This window comes from Pseudomonas spelaei, from assembly GCF_009724245.1.
GTDB classification, from domain to species: Bacteria; Pseudomonadota; Gammaproteobacteria; order Pseudomonadales; family Pseudomonadaceae; genus Aquipseudomonas; species Aquipseudomonas spelaei.
In genome coordinates this window covers 1-24,485 of the sequence record NZ_WNNK01000002.1, presented here as the reverse complement: position 1 = coordinate 24,485, position 24,485 = coordinate 1, and the positions used below count along the sequence as shown (strand labels likewise).

The 24,485-nt window shown below is 59.1% G+C and carries 25 protein-coding genes; 6 read left to right on the top strand and 19 right to left on the bottom strand.

Translation table 11 applies throughout. The annotated features are described in order from the left end of the window. Positions 1 to 18: 18 nt before the first annotated feature. The 3 genes from GNF76_RS02235 to GNF76_RS02225 all read right to left on the bottom strand — a co-directional run bounded on the left by GNF76_RS02235 (position 19) and on the right by GNF76_RS02225 (position 3,106). The gene (locus GNF76_RS02235) at positions 19 to 1,632 is read right to left on the bottom strand and encodes an NAD(P)/FAD-dependent oxidoreductase (RefSeq protein WP_155581569.1); all 1,614 of its coding nucleotides are present in this window, start codon (positions 1,630 to 1,632) and stop codon (positions 19 to 21) included. Between the two features lie 106 nt (positions 1,633 to 1,738). Continuing rightward, positions 1,739 to 2,410, bottom strand: coding sequence for a COG3650 family protein (locus GNF76_RS02230; RefSeq protein ID WP_155581568.1), 672 nt, complete (start codon positions 2,408 to 2,410; stop codon positions 1,739 to 1,741). A gap of 60 nt (positions 2,411 to 2,470) precedes the next feature. Continuing rightward, positions 2,471 to 3,106: a short chain dehydrogenase gene (locus GNF76_RS02225; protein ID WP_257034179.1), complete on the bottom strand. Its 636-nt coding sequence runs from the start codon at positions 3,104 to 3,106 to the stop codon at positions 2,471 to 2,473. Positions 3,107 to 3,175: 69 nt separating this feature from the next. On the opposite strand from GNF76_RS02225, the gene GNF76_RS02220 reads away from it, so the two are divergent. Next, on the top strand, positions 3,176 to 4,084 hold the full coding sequence (locus tag GNF76_RS02220; RefSeq protein WP_155581566.1) for a LysR family transcriptional regulator: 909 nt from the start codon (positions 3,176 to 3,178) through the stop codon (positions 4,082 to 4,084). Here GNF76_RS02220 and GNF76_RS02215 read toward each other — a convergent pair. The 10 genes from GNF76_RS02215 to GNF76_RS02170 form a co-directional block, all read right to left on the bottom strand. Further along, entirely contained in the window at positions 4,081 to 4,566 is a 486-nt protein-coding gene (locus GNF76_RS02215; protein ID WP_155581565.1) for a DoxX family protein, read from the bottom strand. The two genes, GNF76_RS02220 and GNF76_RS02215, sit on opposite strands and share 4 nt — an antisense overlap. Continuing rightward, the gene (locus tag GNF76_RS02210) at positions 4,563 to 5,339 is read right to left on the bottom strand and encodes an HvfC/BufC N-terminal domain-containing protein (protein WP_155581564.1); all 777 of its coding nucleotides are present in this window, start codon (positions 5,337 to 5,339) and stop codon (positions 4,563 to 4,565) included. The genes GNF76_RS02215 and GNF76_RS02210 overlap by 4 nt, the downstream gene beginning before the upstream one ends. Further along, positions 5,336 to 6,214: an MNIO family bufferin maturase gene (bufB, locus tag GNF76_RS02205; RefSeq protein ID WP_155581563.1), complete on the bottom strand. Its 879-nt coding sequence runs from the start codon at positions 6,212 to 6,214 to the stop codon at positions 5,336 to 5,338. The genes GNF76_RS02210 and bufB overlap by 4 nt, the downstream gene beginning before the upstream one ends. Before the next feature lie 23 nt (positions 6,215 to 6,237). Next, positions 6,238 to 6,543 carry a BufA1 family periplasmic bufferin-type metallophore gene (locus GNF76_RS02200; protein ID WP_155581562.1) on the bottom strand — a complete coding sequence of 102 codons (306 nt, stop codon included), beginning with the start codon at positions 6,541 to 6,543 and terminating at the stop codon, positions 6,238 to 6,240. A gap of 254 nt (positions 6,544 to 6,797) precedes the next feature. Next, positions 6,798 to 7,499 (bottom strand): ABC transporter ATP-binding protein, encoded by a 702-nt coding sequence (locus tag GNF76_RS02195; protein WP_155581561.1) that lies wholly within the window; start codon positions 7,497 to 7,499, stop codon positions 6,798 to 6,800. Next, the gene (livG, locus tag GNF76_RS02190) at positions 7,500 to 8,267 is read right to left on the bottom strand and encodes a high-affinity branched-chain amino acid ABC transporter ATP-binding protein LivG (RefSeq protein ID WP_155581560.1); all 768 of its coding nucleotides are present in this window, start codon (positions 8,265 to 8,267) and stop codon (positions 7,500 to 7,502) included. Further along, a complete protein-coding gene (locus GNF76_RS02185; RefSeq protein WP_155581559.1) occupies positions 8,264 to 9,517 on the bottom strand; it encodes a high-affinity branched-chain amino acid ABC transporter permease LivM in 1,254 nt (417 codons plus the stop codon). Before GNF76_RS02185 ends, livG begins: the two co-directional genes overlap by 4 nt. Continuing rightward, positions 9,514 to 10,437: a high-affinity branched-chain amino acid ABC transporter permease LivH gene (gene livH, locus GNF76_RS02180; RefSeq protein WP_155581558.1), complete on the bottom strand. Its 924-nt coding sequence runs from the start codon at positions 10,435 to 10,437 to the stop codon at positions 9,514 to 9,516. The genes GNF76_RS02185 and livH overlap by 4 nt, the downstream gene beginning before the upstream one ends. After that, positions 10,437 to 10,619, bottom strand: a complete 183-nt coding sequence (locus GNF76_RS02175; protein ID WP_155581557.1) for a hypothetical protein — start codon at positions 10,617 to 10,619, stop codon at positions 10,437 to 10,439. Before GNF76_RS02175 ends, livH begins: the two co-directional genes overlap by 1 nt. A gap of 45 nt (positions 10,620 to 10,664) precedes the next feature. Further along, a complete protein-coding gene (locus tag GNF76_RS02170) occupies positions 10,665 to 11,792 on the bottom strand; it encodes a branched-chain amino acid ABC transporter substrate-binding protein (RefSeq protein WP_003211654.1) in 1,128 nt (375 codons plus the stop codon). A gap of 340 nt (positions 11,793 to 12,132) precedes the next feature. Here GNF76_RS02170 and GNF76_RS02165 point away from each other — a divergent pair, with 340 nt between their 5' ends. Continuing rightward, a complete protein-coding gene (locus tag GNF76_RS02165; protein ID WP_155581556.1) occupies positions 12,133 to 12,435 on the top strand; it encodes a DUF2288 domain-containing protein in 303 nt (100 codons plus the stop codon). A gap of 322 nt (positions 12,436 to 12,757) precedes the next feature. Here GNF76_RS02165 and GNF76_RS02160 read toward each other — a convergent pair whose 3' ends face one another. Then, positions 12,758 to 15,022 (bottom strand): putative bifunctional diguanylate cyclase/phosphodiesterase, encoded by a 2,265-nt coding sequence (locus GNF76_RS02160; RefSeq protein WP_155581555.1) that lies wholly within the window; start codon positions 15,020 to 15,022, stop codon positions 12,758 to 12,760. A 145-nt stretch (positions 15,023 to 15,167) separates the two neighbouring features. After that, complete coding sequence (locus GNF76_RS02155; protein ID WP_155581554.1) at positions 15,168 to 15,536, bottom strand: YkgJ family cysteine cluster protein; 369 nt, start codon at positions 15,534 to 15,536, stop codon at positions 15,168 to 15,170. A gap of 251 nt (positions 15,537 to 15,787) precedes the next feature. Between GNF76_RS02155 and GNF76_RS02150 the strand changes: the two genes are divergently transcribed. After that, the gene (locus tag GNF76_RS02150) at positions 15,788 to 17,134 is read left to right on the top strand and encodes a spinster family MFS transporter (RefSeq protein ID WP_246211856.1); all 1,347 of its coding nucleotides are present in this window, start codon (positions 15,788 to 15,790) and stop codon (positions 17,132 to 17,134) included. Between the two features lie 384 nt (positions 17,135 to 17,518). Here GNF76_RS02150 and rapA read toward each other — a convergent pair whose 3' ends face one another. Next, positions 17,519 to 20,365: an RNA polymerase-associated protein RapA gene (gene rapA, locus GNF76_RS02145; RefSeq protein WP_155581552.1), complete on the bottom strand. Its 2,847-nt coding sequence runs from the start codon at positions 20,363 to 20,365 to the stop codon at positions 17,519 to 17,521. A 216-nt stretch (positions 20,366 to 20,581) separates the two neighbouring features. Here rapA and GNF76_RS02140 point away from each other — a divergent pair, with 216 nt between their 5' ends. Continuing rightward, positions 20,582 to 20,923, top strand: coding sequence for an aspartate-semialdehyde dehydrogenase (locus GNF76_RS02140; protein WP_155581551.1), 342 nt, complete (start codon positions 20,582 to 20,584; stop codon positions 20,921 to 20,923). A 96-nt stretch (positions 20,924 to 21,019) separates the two neighbouring features. Here GNF76_RS02140 and GNF76_RS02135 read toward each other — a convergent pair whose 3' ends face one another. The 3 genes from GNF76_RS02135 to GNF76_RS02125 form a co-directional block, all read right to left on the bottom strand. Further along, the gene (locus tag GNF76_RS02135; RefSeq protein WP_178123144.1) at positions 21,020 to 22,222 is read right to left on the bottom strand and encodes an aminotransferase class V-fold PLP-dependent enzyme; all 1,203 of its coding nucleotides are present in this window, start codon (positions 22,220 to 22,222) and stop codon (positions 21,020 to 21,022) included. Beyond that, a complete protein-coding gene (locus GNF76_RS02130) occupies positions 22,219 to 22,689 on the bottom strand; it encodes a RidA family protein (protein ID WP_155581550.1) in 471 nt (156 codons plus the stop codon). The genes GNF76_RS02135 and GNF76_RS02130 overlap by 4 nt, the downstream gene beginning before the upstream one ends. 88 nt (positions 22,690 to 22,777) lie before the next feature. Next, on the bottom strand, positions 22,778 to 23,650 hold the full coding sequence (locus GNF76_RS02125) for a LysR substrate-binding domain-containing protein (RefSeq protein WP_178123143.1): 873 nt from the start codon (positions 23,648 to 23,650) through the stop codon (positions 22,778 to 22,780). Between the two features lie 143 nt (positions 23,651 to 23,793). On the opposite strand from GNF76_RS02125, the gene GNF76_RS29295 reads away from it, so the two are divergent. Together GNF76_RS29295 and ccoM are read left to right on the top strand one after the other, a co-directional pair. Further along, positions 23,794 to 23,955 (top strand): hypothetical protein, encoded by a 162-nt coding sequence (locus GNF76_RS29295; protein ID WP_090408332.1) that lies wholly within the window; start codon positions 23,794 to 23,796, stop codon positions 23,953 to 23,955. Positions 23,956 to 24,098: 143 nt separating this feature from the next. After that, a complete protein-coding gene (gene ccoM / locus GNF76_RS29755; protein ID WP_010176679.1) occupies positions 24,099 to 24,215 on the top strand; it encodes a cytochrome c oxidase subunit CcoM in 117 nt (38 codons plus the stop codon). Positions 24,216 to 24,485 lie beyond the last annotated feature (270 nt).

Here is a 24,485-nt window from a genome sequence, read left to right as displayed (position 1 = left end):
GCTCCTGCAAACGCAGCGTCAGGCCTCGATGCCCAACATATCCCGTGCCACGGCCTCGGCAATCCGAATCCCATCGACACCCGCCGACAGAATCCCACCGGCATAACCGGCACCTTCACCGGCTGGAAACAGGCCCTTCACATTCAAACTCTGCATCGTTTCGTTGCGCGTAATCCGCAGCGGCGATGAAGTGCGGGTCTCGATGCCGGTCAATACCGCGTCGTGCAACGAGTAGCCCTTGATCTGCTTCTCGAACGCGGGCAAGGCTTCACGGATGGCTTCGATGGCGAAGTCCGGCAGGGCCAGGGCCAGGTCACCCAGGGCTACCCCTGGCTTGTAAGACGGTTCGACAGTCCCGATGGCGGTGGACGGCTTGCCGGCGATGAAGTCACCCACCAGCTGCGCCGGGGCCTCGTAGTTACTGCCACCGAGGATGAACGCGTGGGACTCCAGGCGCTCCTGCAACTCGATCCCGGCCAGCGGGCCGCCCGGATAATCCACTTGCGGGGTGATGCCCACCACGATCCCGGAGTTGGCGTTACGTTCGTTACGCGAGTATTGGCTCATACCGTTGGTCACGACACGGTTTGGCTCGGAGGTCGCCGCTACCACCGTACCGCCCGGGCACATGCAGAAGCTGTAGACCGAACGCCCGTTCTTGGCGTGGTGTACCAGTTTGTAGTCGGCGGCACCGAGCTTTGGGTGCCCGGCGTATTTGCCCAGGCGTGCGGCGTCGATCAGCGATTGCGGGTGCTCGATGCGAAACCCCACCGAGAACGGTTTGGCTTCCATGTACACACCGCGGCCATGCAGCATGCGGAACGTGTCGCGAGCGCTGTGGCCGAGGGCGAGGATCACGTGTCTGGACAGAATCTGTTCGCCGCCATCGATGACCACGCCATTCAGTTGGCCGTCTTCGATCAGCACGTCAGTCACCCGTTGTTCAAAACGGACTTCACCACCGAGGGCGATGATTTGCTGGCGCATGTTTTCCACCACGCCCGTCAGCCGGAACGTACCGATGTGTGGCTTGCTGACGTAGAGGATTTCTTCCGGGGCTCCGGCGTTGACGAACTCGTGCAGGACTTTACGCCCGTGAAACTTCGGATCCTTGATCTGGCTGTACAGCTTGCCGTCGGAGAAGGTCCCGGCACCGCCTTCGCCGAACTGCACGTTGGACTCCGGGTTGAGCACGCTTTTGCGCCACAGGCCCCAGGTGTCCTTGGTACGTTGGCGCACTTCTTTGCCGCGTTCGAGGATGATCGGCTTGAAGCCCATCTGCGCGAGCAGAAGCCCGGCGAAAATCCCGCAAGGACCGAAACCCACCACGATTGGCCGTTCAGTCAAGCCTTCCGGCGCCTGACCGACCACCTTGTAGCTGACGTCCGGTGCCGGATTGATGTTGCGGTCATCGGCGAACTTGAGCAGCAGGGCCGCTTCACCTTTGACGTTCAGGTCGACGGTGTAGATGAAGCACAGCTCCGACGATTTCTTGCGGGCGTCGTAGCTGCGTTTGAACAAAGTGAAATCGAGCAGGTCATCACTGGCGATGCCCAGGCGCTGCACGATGGCAGGCCGCAGGTCTTCTTCGGGATGGTCGATGGGCAGCTTGAGTTCGGTGATTCGTAACATGACAGGATCCGGTATGCGGCGTTGGTTGCGGCCGGCGGTTTTGCAAACCGGCGATTATAAGCCCCAATAGCGGTTTCCGGTCATGTTAAAACAGTCTTGGACTGAATCAGTCGTCCCGGGAGCCGCCGAACGCCGCGCAACCACGTTGTACCTGACCGTTGACCCGCAACTCGGCGCTCATGTGTTGCAGGCTGCCGCTGACGCTGTCGACACATCGTTGCGGGGCAACCCACAGTTCGATGTGCTGGTTATTGGCTTCGGTCATGAGGTTGAAGCGGCCATCACCCGACTGCTCTTCTACATAAGGCACGGCCAGCGGAGGTTGGCCTTCACGTTCCAGGACCATGCCCTTGGCGGTGACATTCATTGCCCAGGCCGGCTTGTGGCCGTTGGCTCGCAGAATCATGCGCTTGAAGTCGGGGTCATCGCAGGCGGAGGTCGAGCGTTCGACACGGTAGAGCTGTTGCAGGTCAACCTGGCCTTGGGTGCCACTGGCGACACCGGAGAATTTGCCGCGCAAGTCGGCAAACAGGGCACCTTGCTGGCCAGCGAGGGAGGCCGCTTCCTGCAGAATACTGGTGCCGCCGGTGTCGTTGACCACATAGTTGCGTTGGTCATGGCAGGGCTGAAACAGCAGCTTGCCACCGACGGCTGTCAGCTCACCCTGCATACGGGTCAGGCTTGCAAGGGACGGCTTGGCCGGCTCGCTTTCGAGCATCTGGCAGGCGGTGAACAGGGGGAGCAGGGCAATCAGCAGTAGGGAACGGGCGGCACGCATTATCGGGTCTCCTGATAAGTGCCGCCACGTTACGCAGGCTGGCGGTGCATCACAAGCCCGTTACCCAACGATATAGGTCTGCCCGGTTTGCAGGCCTTCCACGCTTTTCGCGTAGGCCAACCCCACATCCGCTCCCGGAACCGGTTTGAAACCACGGAAGTATGGCGCGTAGCTGCCCATGGCCTCCAACAGTACGGTCGGGCTCACCGAGTTGATGCGCAGCCCCCGTGGCAGTTCAATCGCGGCCGCTTTCACAAAGGCATCAAGGGCGCCATTGACCAGCGCGGCCGAGGCGCCGGTGCGAATCGGGTCACGGTTGAGGATGCCGCTGGTGAACGTGAATGATGCGCCATCATTGGCGAATTCACGGCCGATCAGCAGCAAGTTGACCTGGCCCATCAGCTTGTCTTGCAGGCCAAGGTCGAAGTCGGTTTCGCTCATGTCCGCCAGGGGCACGAAGTTGACGCTGCCGGCCGCGCAGACCAGGGCGTCGAATTTGCCAGTTTGCTCGAAGAGCTTGCGGATTGAGGCGCTGCTGCTGATGTCGACCTGGAAGTCGCCGCTCTTGCGACCGATGGCGATGACTTCATGGCGCTGGGACAGTTCTGCCTTGATCGCCGAACCCACGGTGCCGCTGGCGCCAATCAATAGGATTTTCATCGTGCCGTTCCTCCAGAGATGTAGGTGAGATTTCAGTCTAGAGTGGTTTTTTCGTTGGATAAACGTGCTAATAGGCAACCTTTGGTTTTCAAATGGAAACAATCCATGAGCGAAATGGATGACCTGGCAGCCTTTGCCGTATTGATCGAAGCGGGCAGCTTTACCTTGGCGGCCGAGCAACTGGGGTGCAGCAAGGGGCAGCTGTCCAAGCGCATCAGCCAGTTGGAGGCGCAGTATTGCGTGGTGTTACTGCACCGTACTACCCGGCGGATCAGCCTGACCGCGGCGGGTGCGGCCTTGTTACCTCAGGCTCAGGCGTTGGTAGCCCAGGTCGAACGAGCTCGTCAGGCACTGGCCCGGCTCAAGGATGACTTGGCTGGGCCGGTGCGTATGACCGTTCCGGTTTCCCTGGGTGAGACCTTCTTCGATGGCCTGTTGCTAGAGTTTTCTAAACAGTACCCGCAGGTGCAGATCGAGCTGGAGCTCAACAATGGTTATCGAGACCTGGCCCGGGATGGCTTTGATCTGGCGGTACGCTCTGGGGCCGCTGACGACGAGCGGCTGGTGGCCAAGCCACTTCTGGCCTGGCATGAAATGACGTGCGCCAGCCCGGCCTATCTGGAACAGTACGGCGAGCCGGCGACGCCAGCGGAATTGGCGGGGCATCGCTGCTTGCTCAACAGCCATTACAGCGGCCGCGAAGAGTGGCTGTATCACCAACAGCACGAACTGTTGCGGGTCCGGGTTTGCGGGACGTTTGCTTCCAACCACTACAACCTGCTGAAAAAGGCTGCCTTGGTGGGTGCTGGCATTGCACGACTGCCGTCCTACGTGTTGCAGGCAGAGTTGGCTGACGGCCGGCTACGCTGGCTCCTGCGTGACTATCAGACCCGGAGTATGCCGATGTACCTCGTTCACCCTTACCAAGGGGGCCTGCCGCGCCGAACTCAAGTGCTGGCGGATTATCTGGTGCACTGGTTCAAGCGCAGCGGCGAAGCGCTGGATCGGCTTTAGCGATAATGCCGGGCAATCCAGTGATCAACGGACAGGCGGCCCGGCCCCTTGGCCATCAAGAGCAGCAGCAGGGCAATCCAGGTGCCGTGGGTGGGGTAGGCGTCCGGGTAGACGAACAGTTGAATGGTCAGCGTCATGCCCAGCAATGCCAGTGCCGAAAAACGGGTGGCGAAACCCACCAGGATCAGGATCGGGAAAAAGTGCTCGGCGAAGGCCGCCATATGAGCCGCCACTTCCGGCGATAACAACGGCACGTGATATTCGCTGCGAAACAGTGGCAGGGTGGAATTGGCCAGGCGTGGCACTCCCAGTTCAAAGGTGCCGTTGATCAGGTCCACTGCAAAGCCTTCAACCTTGGTTTGGCCGGATTTCCAGAACACGGCCGCAATCGAAAAGCGTGCGATGAAGGCAATCAGGCTGTAGGGGATTTTTTCGAAACGCTGGATGACCCTTTGGATCAGGCACGGTCGGGCAGTGTTCATGGCGATACCTTTTGTTCGGTGTGTAAATGAGTGATGGCGCCGTGGCCGATCAGCAGGGCCAGGCATTGGTGCAGGTCGAATTCGGCGGCAGCGTCCAGGGCGTAGGCCAATGACATTTCCAATGGCCAGTCGTTGTTGAGGCTGTTGATAAAGGCCACCGAACCGCTGTCGATGACGAACACTTTGACCTCCAGGCCGTTGCGCAAAACCAGAGCACTTTGGGCGTGCAGAGGATTGAGCGTGGCCAGGGACTCTCCTGTCTGGTGCGCCGCCCACAACCCCACCACGGCGTAGGCCGAGTTCAGGGTCGCAACGCTGGGATGCAGTTGCAGGCGCAACTCGCCCAGAGTGGACTGTTGTTGCAAGGCGGTGATAACGGCCTGCTGATCCAGGGACAACGCATCAGACGCGTGATAGGCCTTCACCCGCAGACGCTCCAACCGCGCTACATCGGCCAGGTACGGCACATTCGCGGCGGGTGCAAAGCCCTGGATAAAGTCGGCGAAATCACCGCCGTACTCATTGATCAGTGGGCTGCCTGGCGCAAACGCCTGGACGTAGAGCCCCGCCATGGCCTGGAAAAACGCTTCTCCCACCAGTTGCAAGGTCACCGGGTAACTGGTGGCCAAGGCGTTGATCAATGAGCTGTGAACGTTGTTGCGATAGACCGCAAAACGGCTGGCCGGATCGGCGCCGTTGCTGCTGAACAGGCCGTCGGGGCAGGGCTCGTCGAGTGCCAGCAGCGCATTGGCAAACTCATCTTGATGGCTCATGAGCACACCTCCATCAGATGCCGGTCGGCCTGGCGTGCTTCTGCATGCAGCACGCTGAAAGCCGGCACTTGATTATCCCGCTCGATCAGTGTGGCCACCGGTCCAGTCCGTTCCAGCACTTGCTGGTACAGGTGCCATACGGCGTTGTCGATGGGCGCGCCGTGGTCATCGATCAGCAGGCGGTCACCAAGGCTATCGGTGTCTTCAGCAAAACCTGCCAGATGAATCTCACCCACCGCGTGAAGTGGCAAGGCGTCGATGTAGCCCATCGGATCACGCTGGTGGTTGATGCAGGAGACGTAGACGTTATTGACGTCCAGCAACAGGCCGCAACCGGTGCGTCGGATGACCTCACTGATGAAGACCGTTTCATCCAGGGTGGAGGATTGGAATTGCAGATAAGTCGACGGGTTTTCCAGCAGCATTGGCCGTTTGAGGGCGGTTTGCACTTGGTCGATGTGCTCGCACACACGGATCAGGGTTTCATGGTCATAGGCCAGGGGCAACAAGTCGTTGAGGAACACCGGGCCATGACTGGACCAGGCCAGGTGTTCGGAAAAAGAGTGGGGTTGATAACGTTCGATCAGCATCGCCAGGCGTGCCAGGTGTTCGCGGTTCAGCGGACCTTCGCCGCCAATGGACAGGCCGACACCGTGCAGCGACAGCGGGTACTGCTCGCGAATCAAACCCAGGTAGTGGTGAAAAGGCCCGCCGGCCACCATGTAGTTTTCGGCGTGGACTTCAAAGAAACCCACATCGGGCAAGGTTTTGAGCACTTGCGTGAAGTGCTGGTTCTTGAGGCCCAACCCTGCCCGGCGGGGAAGACCGGGCGCCTGAGTCTGGGAGGCGGAGTGTGGGGATGAAAGTGTCATCATCAGTACTCAGGCGAAGGGCTGTTTCAGGACTTGGCGGTGAAGGCGGCTTCCTGGCCGAAACCTGTCGGCGAGGTGGTGCTTGGAGTTTTGAGGCAGGTGCCGGCCGGAACCAGTTTCCAGGCATTCGCCTGATCCTTGGTTTTCGAGGTGCCCGCGCAGGAAGTACCTGCACCCGCCGCGCAATCGTTTTTGCCGGCTTCGGCAACGCCGAAGCATTTCTGCATGTCGTCGGCAGCGTGGGCGGTGGTGGTCAGGGCCGACAGGCTCAGGGCGGAGCCCAGGGCCAGGACGAGGGTGGCAGCGGACAGGGAGCGAGTGGTGGTAGTCATGGTGTTTCTCCAGCAGTGGGGTTGAGTAAGGAAGCGTTTGTGCTTGCTTACACCACTAGAGAAGGGGGGAAGGGGCTCGTTACAAACCAGGCGAAAATAATTTTGGGTTTCGTAAAATTTTTTGGTTCACATAAAACAAATGTGGGAGCTGGCTTGCCTGCAATAGCAGCGCCTCGGTGTATCTGAAATACCGAGGCGATGCTATTGCAGGCAAGCCAGCTCCCACACAAGCCTGCTTTTACTCCCGAGCAGTATTAACCGCCCAGGTACGCCTCACGCACCTTCGGATCAGTCAGCAGTTGTTCACCACTGCCTTGCATCACCACCCGACCGTTTTCCAGCACGTAGGCACGGTCGGCGATTTTCAGCGCCTGGTTGGCGTTCTGCTCCACCAAAAACACCGTGACACCGTCCTTGCGCAGTTGCTCGATGATGTCGAAGATCTGCTGAATGATGATCGGTGCCAGGCCCAAGGATGGCTCGTCCAATAGCAACAGCTTGGGCTTGCTCATCAGCGCCCGGCCGATGGCGAGCATTTGCTGCTCCCCGCCGGACATGGTGCCGCCGCGCTGGTTGAAGCGCTCCTTGAGCCGCGGGAACAGGTGCAACACCTTGTCCATCTGCTCCTGATAGTCACCCTTGTCGGTGAAGAAACCACCCATGGCCAGGTTTTCTTCCACGGTCAGGCGGGCAAACACGCGACGCCCTTCCGGCACCACGGCGATGCTCTTGCGCATGATGTCCGAGGAGTGTTGGCCCACCAGTTCTTCGCCCAGGTAGCGGATGCTGCCGCTGTAAGCCTGGGGCGAACCGCACAGGGTCATCAGCAAGGTGGACTTGCCGGCACCGTTGGCACCGATCAGCGTGACGATCTCGCCCTGGCGTACTTCGACGTTGACGTCGTGCAGGGCCTGGATCTTGCCGTAGAAAGTGGAAACGTTTTCGAATTGCAGCATTTACGCTTCCCCCAAATAGGCTTTGATCACTTGCGGATTGTCGCGGATCTGTTCCGGTGTCCCGTCGGCCAGCGGTGTGCCCTGGTTGATCACCACGATATGGTCGGAAATGCTCATGACCAATTTCATGTCGTGTTCGATCAGCAGCACGGTGGCGTTGTTTTCTTCGCGCAGCACACCGATCAGTGCCTTGAGGTCCTCGGTTTCGCGAGGGTTCAGGCCGGCAGCCGGTTCGTCGAGCATGAGGATCCGCGGGCGGGTCATCATGCAACGGGCGATTTCCAGGCGACGTTGCTGACCATAGGCCAGGGTCCCGGCAGGGCGGTTGGCAAACTCGGTGAGGTTGACCTTGTCCAGCCAGTACTCGGCATATTCCATGGCCTCGCGCTCGCTCTTGCGAAACGATGGAGTCTTGAACAGGCCTGCAAAGAAGTTGGTGTTCAGGTGACGATGCTGGGCGATCAACAGGTTTTCGACCGCCGTCATGTCCTTGAACAACCGCACGTTCTGGAAGGTACGCACCACACCCTTACGGGCGATTTGATGGCCGGCCAGGCCCTGGATCGGCTGGCCGTCCAACAGGATGCTGCCACCGCTGGGTTTGTAGAAGCCGGTCAGGCAGTTGAAGACCGTGGTCTTGCCGGCGCCGTTGGGGCCGATCAGCGCCACGACCTGTTTTTCTTTTACGGTCAGGGCCACGCCGTTGACCGCCAGCAAGCCGCCGAAGCGCATGCTCAAGTTTTCGACTTTCAGGATATCGCGGCTCATTTGCGCAGCTCCATGTGTGGACGTTGCATGGGCAGCAAGCCTTGAGGTCGCCAGATCATCATCAGCACCATCATGGCGCCGAACATCAACATGCGGTATTCACTGAACTCACGCATCATTTCCGGCAGCAGGATCATCACGATCGCCGCCAGGATCACGCCCAACTGCGAGCCCATGCCGCCCAGCACCACAATGGCGAGGATGATCGCCGACTCGATGAAGGTGAACGACTCCGGTGTCACCAAACCCTGGCGTGCGGCAAAGAAGCTGCCGGCAAAACCCGCGAACGCGGCGCCGAGGGTGAAGGCCGAGAGCTTGATGATGGTAGGGTTCAGACCCAAGGCGCGGCAGGCGATTTCGTCTTCACGAAGTGCTTCCCAGGCACGCCCGATAGGCATGCGCAGCAAGCGGTTGATCACGAACAGCGCCGCCAGGGCCAGCAACAGGGCCACGAGGTACAGGAACACCACTTTGCTCACCGGGTTGTAATCCAGCCCGAAGTATTCATGGAACGTCTGCATGCCCTCTGCGGCTGTACGGTCAAACGACAGCCCGAAAAACGTCGGTTTGGGAATGCTGCTGATACCGTTGGGGCCGCCCGTGAGGTCGGTGAGGTTACGCAGGAACAGGCGGATGATTTCACCGAAACCCAGGGTCACGATCGCCAGGTAATCACCCCGCAAGCGCAACACCGGGAAACCCAGCAGAAAGCCGAACGTGGCCGCCATCAGGCCGGCGAGTGGCAGGCAGACCCAGAAGCTCCAGCCGAAGTAGTGCGACAGCAGCGCGTAGGTGTAGGCACCCACGGCGTAGAAGCCCACATAACCCAGGTCCAGCAAGCCGGCGAGGCCGACTACGATGTTCAGGCCCAGGCCGAGCAGTACGTAGATCAGGATCAGGGTCGCGATGTCGACGGCGCCCCGGGAGCCAAAGAATGGCCAGACCAGTGCCGCCACGATCAAGCCGATGATGATCCAGCGCTGGGTGCGGGGCAGGGTCAGGAACTGGCCAACCTTGGGCGAGACCAGCGGGCCACGGTTGGACTTGAACAAAGTACCGACCTGCTGGCTGAACAGCACTCTCAGGAACATCAGCACCGAGCACAGGGCAATGATGGACAGGGTCAGAGGACCGGTGCCATGCACTTCAAGGTTGATCCCGACAATGCTCAGTTTCAGCCCGAGTACCGGGAAGGCTACGGCCCACACCAGCAAGGCGCTGAACAGCGCCTGTTTAAGATATTTACTCATACTTTCTCAACCTCCGGACGGCCCAGGATGCCGGTCGGCCGGAACAACAGCACCAGAACCAAAAGACCGAACGCCACTACATCCTTGTACTGGTCGCCGAACACATCGGCGCCAAAGGCTTCGGCCACTCCCAGCACCAGCCCACCGAGCATGGCGCCCGGAATGCTGCCGATGCCGCCCAATACCGCCGCTGTAAAGGCCTTCAGGCCTACCAGGAAACCGGCGTTGGGGTTGATCACGCCATACTGCATGCTCAACAACACGGCAGCGACGGCGGCCAGTGCGGCACCAATGACGAAGGTCAGGGCGATGATATTGTTGGTGTTGATCCCCAGCAGGTTGGCCATCTTGATGTCTTCGGCACAGGCACGGCAGGCGCGCCCCAGTCGGGAGCGGGAGATGAACAGGGTCAAGCCCAGCATCGCCACCAGGGTGACGACGAAGACCAGGATCTGCATGTAGGAAATCAGCACTTCTTGTGCACCACCTGGACCAAAGGAGATGCTCCCCGGGATCAGGTTGGGAATGGACTTGTCCTTGGAGTCCTGGGACAGCAATACGGTGTTCTGCAGGAAAATCGACATGCCGATCGCAGAGATCAGCGGGATCAAACGGTTACTACCGCGCAAGGGACGGTAAGCGACGCGTTCGATACTGTAGCCATAGGCACTGGTCACGACGATCGACGCGATGAACGCGGCGGTCATCAACAGCGGCAGAGAATGGATACCCATCATGGCCAGCCCGGCAAGGGCGATGAAGGCCACGTAGGAACCAATCATGTACACCTCGCCATGGGCGAAGTTAATCATTCCAATGATGCCGTAAACCATTGTGTAGCCAATGGCTATCAAGGCATAGGTGCTGCCAACGGTCATGCCGTTAACCAGCGTTTGGAAAAAATGATAGATCTCAGGCATTACAGCGCTCCTAAAAACCCGATACGCATTTCACTGGTGGAGTCAATTTCCGGCTCGGTGCCCTGTTCTGTGATCAGGTTGCACGAAGCGTTTGCCAGCGAACCGCTGGTGACGGTTTTAAGATTTTCAGGTGAGCCAGCGCCCGGATCACGGGTGACAGGCCCATAAACCTCGTAAAACAAAGCCCACTGCTTGCACAGTGGGCTTGTTGACCAGTAACGCCTGGCTTACTGAGGGGAGACTTCGGTTTTTGGTTTGCCGAAGTGCCATTCGTAGACGACGAATTTGAAGTCCTTCAGGTCGCCCTTGGCGTCGAAGCTCAGGTCGCCGGTCGGGGTCTTGAAGGTACCGGCGTGGATGGCAGCTGCCACCTTGGCGGTGTCTTCGCTCTTCGCGGCAGCGATACCACCGGCGATCACTTCAACAGCCGAGTAGGCCGGGAACACGAACGGACCGGTTGGGTCCTGCTTGTTCTTGGTGAACTCTTCAACGATTGCCTTGTTGGCCGGATCGGTGTCGAAAGACTTCGGCAGGGTGACCAGCAGGCCTTCGGAAGCGCCTTGGGCGATTTGCGAGATGGAGTCGTTGCCGACGCCTTCAGGGCCCATGAATTTGGCGTTCACGCCTTTTTCCTTGGCTTGGCGCAGGATCAGACCCAGCTCAGGGTGGTAGCCGCCGTAGTAGACAAAGTCGACGTTGGCTTGCTTGAGCTTCTGAATGAGCGAGCCGAAGTCTTTGTCACCAGCGTTGATGCCTTCGAAGAGGGCAACCTTCACGCCTTTCTTCTCGAGGGTCTGTTTAACGGCGGTGGCGATGCCTTCACCGTACTGCTGCTTGTCGTGGATCACGGCAACGACTTTGGGCTTCACGTGGTCGGCGATGTAGTTGCCGGCGGCAGGGCCCTGGGCGCTGTCCAGGCCGATGGTACGGAAGACCAGCTTGTAGCCACGGGAAGTGATTTCCGGGCTGGTGGCCGCCGGGGTAATCATGATGACGCCTTCGTCTTCGTAAATATCGGACGCTGGCTGAGTGGAGCTGGAGCAGAGGTGACCGACGACAAACTTGACGCCGTCGTTGACCACTTTGTTGGCTACGGCAACGGCCTGTTTAGGGTCGCAGGCATCGTCGTATTCCTTGGCTTCGAGCATCTTGCCATCTACGCCGCCCTTGGCGTTGATATCGGCGATGGCTTGCTTGGCACCCATGAACTGCATGTCGCCGTACTGGGTTACCGGGCCGGTTTTGGGGCCGGCGATACCGATCTTGATGGTGTCAGCTGCGAACGAATGGCTGGCAACCCCGGCCAGAACCATAGCGGCAAACAGTTTGGAAATCTGCTTAGTAGCCTTATTCATAGTGCTCCACTCTTACTGTTGTATTTTTTATAGTTCTAGCGGCCTTGTGGGCTACAGAACCGGATCAGATATCTTGGATATCCCCCGGCAGCGGCCTGGCAACTGTACCGGTACAGTGTAGAGCGCCGGTTGATCGCTTGAAAAGCTAGCTGCTGGGGGCAAAACCCGGGGATGTCGCTTAAATGAAAGAAAGAGACAGAATTGCGGCGTGGTCATGCCAGCGTTTCGGGCAATCCTTGGCTTTCCTGGCACTTTCTATCGGGACCTCATTTGCAACTGGGTTTTTCTACCTGACGCACGACGGTATGATTGCGCCGATTTTTTCCTCAGGTGGACTCCCATGACTCAAGAACCTAGCACCCTCTATGCCAAGCTGCTCGGTGAGACCGCCGAAATCTCCTGGAAGGAGCTTGAACCGTTCTTTGCCAAGGGTGCCCTATTGTGGGTCGATGCCAGCCTGGATTTGATCGAGGCCGCCGAGGCGATGGCTGAAGATAATCGTGAGAAAGTCACGGGCTGGCTGGCTTCAGAGATCTTTGGCGAAGTGTCTGCGACGCGGGCATTGGATCTGGTTGAGCGTGATCCGGCACTGTGGGCGGTGGTGGTTTCGCCGTGGATTCTGATCCAGGAAAGGGCGTCGTAAGAAATGCCCGCACAAAAACAGTGCGCTAATTTTCCGGCAGCAAGTGTGTAGCGGAGTAACCGCTTTCACAGTGATGGCATCTTGCCCGTGAAGAAAGGTCACAGCCCAGGGTGACGTGCGCGTCATGGGAACAGTTCCGGCTGTGGCCGAGGGCTGTGGGAATTGTTTCCCTGGTGTGGCGACGATCTGGATATCGGGTGTCTACCAGGCTGCAAGTCGAAGGTCGCGACGTGGTCCAGGCAGTCTTCCCGGTATGGCTATTCAACGAAATCACCTTGGCCTTCCCAGTCGATCGGCAGCAGGCGAATGGCTAACCAGGCAATCAGCGAATTGTCCTTACCACAGAGGTTGGACCTGAACGACCGGGCACGGGGTCCTTCGGCAACGTGACATCTTTACCTCCCGCCAGGCTTAACGGGTTGAACAGGTTGCGCTGATCCAGGCCTGCGATAACCGCGGCGATTTCACTGATCGGCACCGCAGCACTGAGCAGGTAACCCTGGACGAAGTCGCAGCCGTGTTTTTGTAATACCTCCAGCTGTTGCACGGTTTCCACACCTTCGGTGACCACCTGCAGGTGCAGCGTGTGGGCCATGCCGATGATCGCTTGGACAATCTCAATGTCCGCAGTGGATTTGGGAATGTCCTGGATGAACGAACGATCGATTTTCAAGGTGTTCAGCGGCAGGCGTTTCAAATACGCAAGGGATGAATAACCGGTGCCGAAGTCATCGATGGACAGTGAGACGCCCAAGGCGCGGATTTGCCGCAGCAGCACCAGCGTGCTGCTGATATTGCCCATCAGCGCGTTCTCGGTTACTTCCAGTTCCAGGCGATTGGCGGCGACTCCGCTACTGCGCAGGGCGCTTTCGATTTCATCGGCCAGCTCATCCCGGGCCAGGTTGAGCGCCGAGCAGTTCACGGCCATGGTCAATTCGGGGTAGCCCCGCTCGGAGAGCAGGCTCAAGTCGGCACAGGCCTGGCGGAGTACCCAGTTGTCCAGTTCACCGATCAACCCGTTGTTTTCGGCGATGCTGATAAATCGATCGGGTGCCAGTAACCCATGTTGCGGATGTTGCCAGCGTACCAGGGCTTCGAGCCGGGTGATCTTGCCTTTTTGCAGATCAAGGATGGGTTGGTAGTACAGCACCAGCTCGTTCCTGCCGCGCAGGGCGCTGCGCAGTTCTTCTTCCAGTTGCAGTTCAAGAAAGGCCCGGGTTTTCAGGTTTGAGCTGAAGAAGTTCAGGCTGTTCCGGCCGGTCTCCTTGGACTGGTAGAGCGCAAGGTCAGCGGTTTTCAGCAGCTCTTCACTGGTTTTGCCGTCTTCGGGGAACAGGCTGATACCGATGCTGGTGGTCATCACCATGCGCCGGCCTGCCAATTCAATGGGGTCTTTCATTTTCTGCATGATGCGCTGAGCCATATGCCGCGCTTCGTCGCGATGGTGAATGCTGATCAGGATGCAGAATTCGTCGCCGCCAAAACGGGCGACCACGTCATCGTGGCTGCGCACTGAGCATTTGATATGGTTGGCGAGGACGGTGAGCAGTTGATCACCGGCGTCATGGCCGAGGCTGTCGTTGATGCGTTTGAAGTGATCGATATCGAGGAAGATTACCGCGAGCATGCCTTCATTCTGTGTTTTTTCAGCGAGCTTCTCGGCGAAGATCTGATTGAAGCCGCGACGGTTGAGCAAGCTGGTCAACGCATCGTAATGCGCCACTTGTTGCAGGGAAACACGGGCCTGGTCCAGTTCGCTGAGTAGCGCATTGACTCGTCGCAGGTCAGTTTCCTTGTGTTGCAGCTTCTTGTCGGCCAAGGCCGCGCTGATGCTGCTGCCGATCACCAGCAGGGTGATCACGGCCATCATCAGTCCCAATTGCATAGGGTTGTTATCCAGAGGCACCGTGGGGGCTACGCCAGTGGGGAGCATCAGCTTCATCGCGGCCATGCCGGTAAAGTGCATCGTGAGAATACCGGCGCCGAGTACCAGGCAGGCGGCGTATTTGAGCCACTGATGGAACATGCCGCTGCCGTTGCGCAAATAGCGCGACAGCAAGAGCGCCGCCAGGCTGGCGCCCATTGCGATCACAATGGACAACACAAGTAATCCGGTCTCGAAGTACGGCACGGCCTCGGAACGCATGGCACCCATACCGACGTAGTGCATCAGCGCAATGCCCAGTCCCATCCATACCGAAGCCAGCAGGTATTGGTGCCAATGCAGTTGCGCATGACTGAGGGTTTGCATGGCGAACAACGACGCGACCAGGGCGATCAGCAACGAGGCGAACGTCATGGTCAATTCGTAGTGAATGGCAACGGGCGTCTGGAAGGCCAGCATGCTGATGAAATGGGTGGACCAGATGCCGCCTGCCAGGCACGCCGCACCCAGCCAGCGCCAACGCCGCTGTGCCGTAGGGTTGTCGACATGGCCGACCCGTTCGGCCATGTCGAGGGTGCCAAAACTCGCCGCGCAGGCCACCAGATACGCCAGTAGCACCAGAAAGGGGTTATGACTGCAATTGAGTAATAAATGCCCGTTCTCTGGAAGGTCGGTAAAAAAATGCAAACCAAGCCATTCCATAGCATGTCCCGTTACAGAATCATCTCGTGTCACTGCCAGCGGCTATGACCTATGACGTCCAGTATAGAAGCCTCGGGCGAATCGCAAGGGGGATGATGGCATTTTGATTGCAATTATTTTGGCATGCTGGCGATAACGTTTAGTGCTAAGCGCTGATGGGCAGCTCGAACGCGTAGATGGGCTCCAGAAGCGGTGGCAACCCGAATGCCGCTCGAGCCGCATCACAATCGATATTGGCCTCGCCCTGACTCCAGGACGACTCGAACTCGCGGCAGACACTGGAGCGCTGGTGATAGATCGAGCAACTCGTGCTTTTGCCCACTTCTCCCTCGAGACTGCAGCAACGCGCGGGTTTGCTGTCGGTACCGATCATTGCTACCCGACTGGGGTTGATCTGTACCACCAGGTCATCGGGCACCGTTCCACCCGATGAGGCGCATTCGCCCCAAAAGAAAGACACGCGAAAGTGTGAACAGCAGGCACCGCAACTCAGACACGGACTGGCTTCGGACATGGGCGTCTTCAATAAGAAAGGCAAGGGAGGGGGGAAACGGAAGGCTCGCCATTCTAATCGTGTTGCAAGCCTTGGGAAGGGGGGCAAGCGCTTATATTTCTGTGGGACGAAGCCTTGTCTGCGGGAATGAAATTACGCCCTATCAGCCTTACGAATCATTACAGACAAGCGGGGCGTGGCTGACTAGATTGCAGGTTCCGGGCAGGATGCGTCGGGCATCGCAGCTCTATAACAATAAAAGAGACGGACCCATGCAGAACTCGACCCAAGCGGCGAATGCCTGGCGCATTCTGTTCCTGTTGTTCCTGGCCAACCTGTTTAACTTCTTCGATCGCACCATCCCGGCGATCATCATCGAACCGATCCGTATGGAGTGGCACCTCAGCGACTTCCAGCTGGGTATCATCGGTACCGCCTTTACCATCGTCTATGCCATTGCCGGCTTGCCCCTGGGGCGCATGGCCGATACCGGCTCGCGCAGCAAACTGATGGGGTGGGGCCTGGCGGCCTGGAGCGGGCTGACGGCGGTCAATGGCCTGGTGGGCAGTTTCTGGACCTTCCTGTTGGTACGCATGGGTATCGGTATCGGTGAAGCCAGCTATGCGCCAGCGGCCAACTCGCTGATTGGCGACCTGTTCCCGGCCCACCGTCGGGCCAGGGCCATGGGCATTTTCATGTTGGGCCTGCCCTTGGGTCTGTTGCTGGCGTTCTTTACCATCGGCGCGATGGTCAAGGCGTTCGACAGCTGGCGCGCGCCATTCTTTATTGCCGCCGTGCCGGGGCTGATTCTTGCGGTGTTCATGTTCTTTATCAAAGAGCCCAAGCGCGGTGCGGCGGAAACCGTGCAGGTTTCCCAGGAGCAGGTGGACCGCCCGGTTCGCCGGGTGTTGGCCATCCCAACCTTTCTCTGGCTGGTGTTGGCCGGGCTGTGCTTCAACTTTGCCACGTATGCCTGCAACTCGTTTCTGGTGCCGATGTTGCAGCGTTACTTTCTGATGCCGTTGCAGGAAGCGGCTGTCGCGACCGGAGTCATTGTTGGCGTGACGGGTTTGGTGGGGCTGACCCTGGGCGGATGGATTGCTGACAAGATCCATCAGCGCGTGGCTAATGGTCGACTGTTGTTCGCGGCATGCAGCTTGGTTATCTCTACCGTCACCACTGCCTGGGCATTACATGCCGGGCGGATTGAAATCGGGGTGTTTGTGGCGCTGTTCAGCGTCGGCTGGTTGTTTGCCTACAACTTTTACACCTGCGTCTACACCGCTATCCAGGATGTGGTGGAGCCGCGCCTGCGGGCTACGGCCATGGCGCTGTATTTTGCCGGGTTGTATTTGTTGGGGGGTGGTTTGGGGCCGGTGGTGGTGGGTGGTTTGTCTGACCACTTCGCTCACTCGGCGATGTACGCGGCGGGTGCCGAGCAGATGACCGAGGCATTTAAAGCTGTGGGGTTGCATGACGCCATGTACCTGATCCCGGTGGCGTTGTTTTTGACCATGCTGTTTCTGTTCCAGGCGTCGCGGTGTTTTGTAAAGGATGCCAAGCGGATGAAGGACGGGTTGGTGGCGCAGGAGGTGCCGAGCCCGGCAGTTACGGCTTGAGACCGAGGTGAGGCTATCGCAGGCAAGCCAGCTCCCACAGTTGACCGAGGATAACTGGGGCAATTCGGTCAACTGTGGGAGCCGGGCTTGCCCGCGATGAGGCCATCAAGGCCAGCGCTGGAATTAAGTGAATAAAAAAGGCCCGCATTGTGCGTAATGCCAGTCAGTTAAGCGAACGCGGTGCTCAAGGCAGAGAAGAACGAATGTGGGAGCTGGCTTGCCTGCGATTGGATCAACTCGATATACCTGAAGTATCGAGGTGTCTGCATCGCAGGCAAGCCAGCTCCCACACTGAATCTGCTTCGGTTGCTGGATCCCCACTCCTTAACTGATCGGCATTACCGCATTGTGCGGGCCTTTCTATTCAGCAGGGCAGGGCTGTAATCAACCCGCCACCAGCACCCGAATTGCTTCCAGTCGCAGCGCCGCCTTGTCGAGCATGGCCAGGCCTTGCTCGCGTTGTTGGCGCAGGGCAACCAGTTCGCTGTCACGCACGGTCGGGTTGACCGCTTGCAGGGCGGTCAGGCGGGCCAGTTCTTCGTCGGTGTCCGCTGCCAGGCGACGTTGGGCCTCGGCCACACGCTCGGCGTGGCGCGGGAAGATTTTCTCTTCGCCGGCGTTGATCCGTGGCGTCAGTTGGTCGCGCTGGGCCTGGACGAACTTGTTGGCGCTGGCACGCGGCACGCTTTCCAACTGGTCGTTCAACGTCTCGAACGAGACACGGCCCGACAAGTCATTACCATTGGCATCCAGCAGGCAACGCAGCGCTGCCGGCGGCAGGTAGCGGCCCAGTTGCAGCGAACGCGGGGCAACCACTTCACTGACGTAGAGCAGTTCCAGCAACACGGTGCCGGGCTTGAGCGCCTTGTTTTTGATCAGCGCCACGGCGGTGTTGCCCATGGAGCCGGACAGCACCAAGTCCATGCCACCCTGCACCATCGGGTGTTCCCAGGTGATGAACTGCATGTCTTCGCGAGACAGCGCCTGGTTACGGTCGTAAGTGATGGTCACGCCTTCGTCGTCGCCCAGCGGGAAACTGGCGTCGAGCATTTTTTCGCTGGGCTTGAGGATCAGCGCGTTTTCCGAATGGTCTTCGCTGTCGATGCCGAAGGCGTCGAACAGGGTTTCCATGTAGATCGGCAGGGCGAACTGATCGTCTTGCTCAAGGATGTCTTCTACCAGTGCATCCCCTTCGCCGGCACCACCGGAGTTGAGCTCCAGCAGACGGTCGCGACCGGTGTGCAGTTCGGCTTCCAGACGCTCGCGCTCGGTGCGGGCTTCATCGATCAGCGCTTGCCACTCGCCGTCATCGGCGTTTTCCAGCAGCGGCAGCAGGCGTGGGCCGAACTGATGCTGCAGGGCGTTGCCGGTCGGGCAGGTGTTGAGGAAGGCGTTCAGCGCTTCGTGGTACCACTGGAACAACCGTTCTTGCGGGCTCGTTTCCAGGTACGGCACATGCAGTTCGATCACATGCTTCTGGCCGATCCGGTCCAGACGGCCGATCCGCTGTTCCAACAGGTCCGGGTGGGACGGCAGGTCGAACAGCACCAGGTGGTGAGAGAACTGGAAGTTGCGGCCTTCACTGCCGATTTCCGAGCAGATCAGCACTTGGGCACCGAACTCTTCATCGGCAAAGTAAGCCGCCGCGCGGTCTCGCTCGAGGATGTTCATGCCTTCGTGGAATACCGTGGCCGGGATGCCGGAACGTACGCGCAGGGCGTCTTCCAGGTCCATCGCGGTTTCGGCGTGGGCGCAGATCACCAGGACCTTGGTGCGCTTGAGCATTTTCAACTGGTCGATCAGCCACTCGACGCGAGGGTCGAAGCGCCACCAGCGTTGTTCTTCATCGACATCTGGCTGCGACTGGAAGCTGACTTCCGGGTACAGCTCGGCGTGTTCGCCCAGCGGCAGTTCGAGGTATTCGTCCGGGCATGGCAGCGGGTAGGCGTGCAGTTTGCGCTCCGGGAAACCCTGCACGGCGGCGCGGGTGTTGCGGAACAGCACGCGGCCGGTGCCGTGGCGGTCCAGCAGTTCGCGCACCAGACGGGCGCTGGCTTCGGCGTCGCCATCGTTGACGGCGGCCAACAGTGCTTCGCCTTCGTTACCGAGGAAACCCTGGATGGTTTTATGTGCAGCCGGGGACAGACGGCCCTTGTCCAACAGCTCCTGGACGGCCTCGGCCACCGGGCGATAGTTTTCGCTCTCGGCGCGGAAGGCGTGCAGGTCGTGGAAGCGGTTCGGGTCCAGCAGGCGCAGACGCGCGAAGTGACTGTCCTGGCCCAGTTGCTCCGGGGTAGCGGTCAGCAGCAGCACACCGGGAATGACCTCGGCCAGTTGTTCGACCAGCGAATATTCAGGGCTGGCTTTTTCTTCATGCCAAACCAGGTGGTGGGCTTCGTCGACCACCAGCAAGTCCCAGCCGGCTGCGAACAGCGCGTCCTGGGCTTTTTCGTCGTCCACCAGCCATTCCAGGGCCACCAGCGCGAGCTGGGTATCTTCGAACGGGTTGGCGGCATCGCTTTCGATAAAGCGTTCTTCATCGAACAGTGCAACCTGCAGGTTGAAACGGCGACGCATCTCTACCAGCCATTGGTGTTGCAGGTTTTCCGGGACCAGGATCAGCACGCGGCTGGCACGACCCGACAGCAACTGGCGATGGATCACCAGGCCGGCTTCGATGGTCTTGCCCAGGCCCACTTCATCCGCCAGCAAAACCCGTGGCGCGATACGGTCGGCGACTTCACGGGCAATGTGCAGTTGGTGCGCAATAGGCTGCGCGCGTACGCCACCCAAGCCCCAGAGCGAGGATTGCAACTGGCGGCTGGTGTGTTCCAGGGTGTGGTAGCGCAGGGAAAACCAGGCCAGCGGGTCGATCTGCCCGGCGAACAGACGGTCGCTGGCCAGACGGAACTGGATGAAGTTCGACAGTTGGGTTTCTGGCAGGGTGACCTGCTCGTTCTGCCCATTGAGGCCGTGGTAGACCAGCAGTCCGTCGACATCGTCGACCTCGCGCACGGTCATTTTCCAGCCTTCGAAATGGGTGATGGTGTCACCCGGCGAGAACCTCACACGAGTGAGGGGCGCATTCCGTAGCGCATACTGGCGGGTGTCGCCAGTGGCCGGATAGAGCACGGTTAACAAGCGGCCGTCCTGTGCGAGAACGGTGCCTAACCCCAGCTCTGCTTCGCTGTCACTAATCCAGCGTTGCCCCGGTTGATACTGCTGCGCCATGCTGCCTGACTCCCGCCGTGAAAAAGCCGACTATTCTAACGGAACACGGCTTCCAGACCAAAAGGAATAGGTGCAGCTTCGAGCTTTAAGCGGTAAGCGGCAAGAAAAAGGGCGGTGCGTTCGTCAGATAGATGACGATTGGTTCACAAGTTGACGAGCGTAGACTCAAGTCGCTACCTCGCCAGCCGACAGCTTGCTGACAGGAGACCGATAATTATGCTGCCACCCATGCTGCCCTTGAGTGTTGTGCCCGTGACATCGCAACTCGATCCGGCACGCCAGAAACCTGATATCCCGCCCGTGGTGCCGGTCCAGCCGGGCTCCAACCAAAGCACCATCGACTTGAAAAAAGGCGATGCCGAGCAGTCGACTTTGCTGCTGCGCGAGGAACAGCGACGTCAGCAGGAACAGCAGAAGCGTCGGCGTGAGGCCAGCGAAGGTCCGGAACAGCACCTGGCCATTCCTGGAGATGAACTCAATGCCGACAACACGGTGCCGGTGGCGCCGCTGATTGAGGATGCGCCCCGGCAAGGGCTGTGGGTGGATGTCGAGGTGTAACTGTTGTAGCCGCTGCCGAGGCACGAGGCTGCGATGGGCTGCGTAGCAGACCCTGAGGGCGGTCCTGCGGACGCGCATTCGGCAGCGGCTACAGCGTCATGGTTCTTTGGCCAGTAGTTGCAACGTCTCTACCAAATGCTCGATTTCTTCGATTGTATTGAAGTAGCTGACGGAGATTCGCGCAATGCTCTCAAGGCCCCGCGCTTGCATATCCAGCGGGGTATAAGGCACGCCGTTGGCGCCAATATTGATCCGCTTGAGCCCCAGGCGGCGCTTGAGCTCAAAGGCATCGACGCCTGCGAGGTTGAAGGCAATCAGGCCTGATTGATGCTCCGCAATGCCAAGCTCGTGCAGGGTAATCCCGTCGATCTGGTGCAGCTCATCACGAACGATGCGGCTTAATAGCTGGATCCTCTGACGTACTCGTTCAACCCCCAAACGATTGATTTCCTGCAACGCATTACCCAGTCCTGCCAGCAAGGCGAATGACACTTCGCTGGTTTCAAAGCGCCGGGCGTCGTTGCGCAGGTCGAAACCATCAGGGCTCCAGGGCGCAGAAAATACATCGCGTTGGGCGGGGTTGAGGTGCTTGAGAAAGCCCGGGCGCACATACAGCAGGGCTGTGCCTCGCGGCCCGCGTAGATGTTTGCGTCCGGAGCCTTTAAGCACATCGCACCCCAGCGCTTGCACATCCACCGGCAACTGGCCGAGGGCTTGTCCGGCGTCGATGAAGTATGGGATGGCGTGACGCTTGGCCAATTGGCCTATGGCCTGGGCAGGGTTGATCAGGCCGCTGTTGGCGGGGAGCCAGTTCAGGTCGATCAGCCGCACCTTTTTGTCGATCATGGATTCCAGGCCGGCGAGGGACACAGCACCGGTTTCATCACAGGGAATGACTTCCACCTGCGCACCTGCTTGCACTGCTGTCTGCATGCTCGCCAGGTTGCCACCCCATTCGTGGCGGCCGACTAGAATGCGGTCGCCTGGTTGCCATGGGCCCAAGGCCTGGAACGCCATGCTCCAGGCGGTCGAACCACTGCTGGCAAAGGCAATGGATGAGGTGGGCGCGTTGAGCAACTGGGCGGCAGCGCTGCGGGCGTTTTCCGCCAGAATTGCACCCTGTTCCCCAGCCTCCATCGGGCCATCGCGGGCTTCACGTTGCAATTGATCAATGATCGCGTCGAGGGTGCTCTGGCTGGGCAGCGACGCGCCGGCGTGGTTGAAGTGGATAATGCCGGACAGGCAGCCGGGTGTTTCGTCCCGCAGTTGCTGGACTTCTGCCAGGGTTAACGCAGTCACGGCTGCAGCTCGAAAATCCCGTCGATCTCCACTGCTACGCCGCCCGGCAAACTGGAGACACCCACCGCGGTGCGTGCATGCCGGCCCTTGTCGCCGAGAGCATTGACTAACAGGTTCGACGCGCCATTGGCCACCACTCCCTGGCGTTGAAAGTCGCTGCTACTCGCGATAAATACCCCCAGCCGGACGATTCTCACCAGTCGCGACAGGTCATCGCCCAAGGCATCACTCAGTTGTGCCAGTAAACCCAATGCCGCCAGCTCGGCGGCCTGAGCGCCTTCGTCCTCGCCGAGGGATTCGCCCAGCCGGCCGATATAGGCCGGTTTTCCGTCCAGCAGGGGGATTTGTCCGGAGATGAACAGTTGATTCTGGCTGACGACGTAATTGACGTAGTTGGCAATCGGCTGGCTGGGTACTGGCAAGATCAAACCCAGGGCTTGCACGCGTTGGGAGAGGGAGTGGCTCATGTCGAATCCTCGGGGAAAGAGGGTTGAGCATGTGAGGTGGGGTGATTACCGACAAACGGATAGATTTCATTCGACGTATCTAAATAACTCACGCGTCGGCACAGAGTTCTTGTAGCCATTGACTGAAACAGGTGGTGGCGGCGCTGGTGGGGCCGTTCGGGGCGATCAGCCAGTAACCGATCTGGCTTTGATAGGGTGGCCAGTCGAAGGCTTCTACTAAGGACCCATCCTTTAGCCTGCGCTCGATCAAACGGTGGCGGCCCATGGCGATGCCTTGGCCGGCGACTGCGGCCTCAACCACGATGTTGTAGTCGTGCAACAAGATGCGGGGATTGTGCTCGATATCCACTTGGTAATGATGGGACCAGTCGGTCCACTCGAATGGCCGGTGTGAGGTGGCCATCAGCAATGGGCCATTATCCAGCCTGCTGGCCTTGAACTCGGGGCTGCATACCGGTGAGATTTTTTCCCGCATCAGGCATGTGGCCTGGACATCGGGCCAGTCGCCCTTGCCATAACGAATCGCCAGGTCAACCTCGTCGCCGGCCACGTCCGCCAGTTGAATGGCCGGTCGCAGTTCTACCTGGATCTGCGGGTAGCGGCTGATAAAGCCGGCCAGGCGCGGCGCGAGCCATAAGGTGGCGAAGGAGGCAAGCAGGCCGATTCGTAATACGGTTGTGGTGCAAGGTGCCTGCTGTTTTCGGGTGGCAGCGGCAATGGCGTGGAGCGCGGGACGGATTTCGTCGTAGTAGTGTTGACCGTCCTCGGTCAGATCAATGGCGCGGGTACGTCGGACAAATAACGATTTGCCCAGGTGCTGCTCGAGCTTTTGCACCTGATGGCTGAGGGCGCTTTGGGTCACCGACAATTCGTTCGCCGCTTTGATAAAACTTAAATGGCGGGCCACGGCTTCAAAGGCGCGCAGGGCCAGCAAGGGCGGAAGATCCTTGTGCAGTGACACGTTGAGGGTCCGTTTGGTCAGTGGAGGCATTCGATTTTGCAGGCAAATCGGGCCGATGACATGGATTTTGTTGACGGGTTATTTGCGGCACGGCGGGTCAGGCCGCATTATTGAGATATTCCAGCCACTGTGTAAGCCGAGCCATGAGTGACGATGACAAGCTGATTGACCTGAATGCCGAACGGGCCAAACGTGTGCATGACCTCAATGACAAGCGCCTGAATGAAGTACGCCAGGCGTTTGAACAGGCGATGCCGTTGGGAAAAGCCAAGAAAAAGTCGAAAAACAAACCGAAAAAGCGTTGAAATGGTCTGCATCTATTGATGCAGGTCAGTTATTTCCCTTCTTTACGCCCCGTTGCGGGCGACATTGATCCTTGTCAATTTCTCCTCTCGTCTTCTTGGTTAACTTAGCCCTATCGCAACAGGGCAAGAGCAGGAGGCCGGTCATGTTTTTCGATAATGTGGTATTTGCCGGAGTGCTGACGGTTGGCCTCATGGTGATGTTCTTTGTAGGGTTTGGAATTTTTATCTGGAAGGACGCTAACAAGCGTAAGAAGCCTTAGGTCTTTCCGGGTTACATGAGCACGCAAGGCATTTTGGGCGACTTCGGTCGCCCTTTTTTTGTTTGGGATTTGGTGGGGGGTAGCTGGCAAGGAGGAGTACATATCTGTTGCTGCGGTTACGGCTGCTATGGGTTCCGCTCTTACAGCGGGTCACTTTTGAAAAGAGCCCAAAAGTAACCAAAAGGCTCTTGCCCCACCACTCGGTGCCTCGCCTAGGCTCGGCATGCCTTCTCTCCGGCATTGCTCCGTGGGCCGCCGCAATGGGCCATC

What these genes read in the sequence shown, in the direction of transcription:
- GNF76_RS02235 (WP_155581569.1), bottom strand. Translation starts at nt 1,632, where the DNA reads ATGTTACGAATCACCGAACTCAAGCTGCCCATCGACCATCCCGAAGAA.
- GNF76_RS02230 (WP_155581568.1), bottom strand. Translation starts at nt 2,410, where the DNA reads ATGCGTGCCGCCCGTTCCCTACTGCTGATTGCCCTGCTCCCCCTGTTC.
- GNF76_RS02220 (WP_155581566.1), top strand. Translation starts at nt 3,176, where the DNA reads ATGAGCGAAATGGATGACCTGGCAGCCTTTGCCGTATTGATCGAAGCG.
- GNF76_RS02215 (WP_155581565.1), bottom strand. Translation starts at nt 4,566, where the DNA reads ATGAACACTGCCCGACCGTGCCTGATCCAAAGGGTCATCCAGCGTTTC.
- GNF76_RS02210 (WP_155581564.1), bottom strand. Translation starts at nt 5,339, where the DNA reads ATGAGCCATCAAGATGAGTTTGCCAATGCGCTGCTGGCACTCGACGAG.
- bufB (WP_155581563.1), bottom strand. Translation starts at nt 6,214, where the DNA reads ATGATGACACTTTCATCCCCACACTCCGCCTCCCAGACTCAGGCGCCC.
- GNF76_RS02200 (WP_155581562.1), bottom strand. Translation starts at nt 6,543, where the DNA reads ATGACTACCACCACTCGCTCCCTGTCCGCTGCCACCCTCGTCCTGGCC.
- GNF76_RS02195 (WP_155581561.1), bottom strand. Translation starts at nt 7,499, where the DNA reads ATGCTGCAATTCGAAAACGTTTCCACTTTCTACGGCAAGATCCAGGCC.
- livG (WP_155581560.1), bottom strand. Translation starts at nt 8,267, where the DNA reads ATGAGCCGCGATATCCTGAAAGTCGAAAACTTGAGCATGCGCTTCGGC.
- GNF76_RS02185 (WP_155581559.1), bottom strand. Translation starts at nt 9,517, where the DNA reads ATGAGTAAATATCTTAAACAGGCGCTGTTCAGCGCCTTGCTGGTGTGG.
- livH (WP_155581558.1), bottom strand. Translation starts at nt 10,437, where the DNA reads ATGCCTGAGATCTATCATTTTTTCCAAACGCTGGTTAACGGCATGACC.
- GNF76_RS02170 (WP_003211654.1), bottom strand. Translation starts at nt 11,792, where the DNA reads ATGAATAAGGCTACTAAGCAGATTTCCAAACTGTTTGCCGCTATGGTT.
- GNF76_RS02165 (WP_155581556.1), top strand. Translation starts at nt 12,133, where the DNA reads ATGACTCAAGAACCTAGCACCCTCTATGCCAAGCTGCTCGGTGAGACC.
- GNF76_RS02160 (WP_155581555.1), bottom strand. Translation starts at nt 15,022, where the DNA reads ATGGAATGGCTTGGTTTGCATTTTTTTACCGACCTTCCAGAGAACGGG.
- GNF76_RS02155 (WP_155581554.1), bottom strand. Translation starts at nt 15,536, where the DNA reads ATGTCCGAAGCCAGTCCGTGTCTGAGTTGCGGTGCCTGCTGTTCACAC.
- GNF76_RS02150 (WP_246211856.1), top strand. Translation starts at nt 15,788, where the DNA reads ATGCAGAACTCGACCCAAGCGGCGAATGCCTGGCGCATTCTGTTCCTG.
- rapA (WP_155581552.1), bottom strand. Translation starts at nt 20,365, where the DNA reads ATGGCGCAGCAGTATCAACCGGGGCAACGCTGGATTAGTGACAGCGAA.
- GNF76_RS02140 (WP_155581551.1), top strand. Translation starts at nt 20,582, where the DNA reads ATGCTGCCACCCATGCTGCCCTTGAGTGTTGTGCCCGTGACATCGCAA.
- GNF76_RS02130 (WP_155581550.1), bottom strand. Translation starts at nt 22,689, where the DNA reads ATGAGCCACTCCCTCTCCCAACGCGTGCAAGCCCTGGGTTTGATCTTG.
- GNF76_RS29295 (WP_090408332.1), top strand. Translation starts at nt 23,794, where the DNA reads ATGAGTGACGATGACAAGCTGATTGACCTGAATGCCGAACGGGCCAAA.
- ccoM (WP_010176679.1), top strand. Translation starts at nt 24,099, where the DNA reads ATGTTTTTCGATAATGTGGTATTTGCCGGAGTGCTGACGGTTGGCCTC.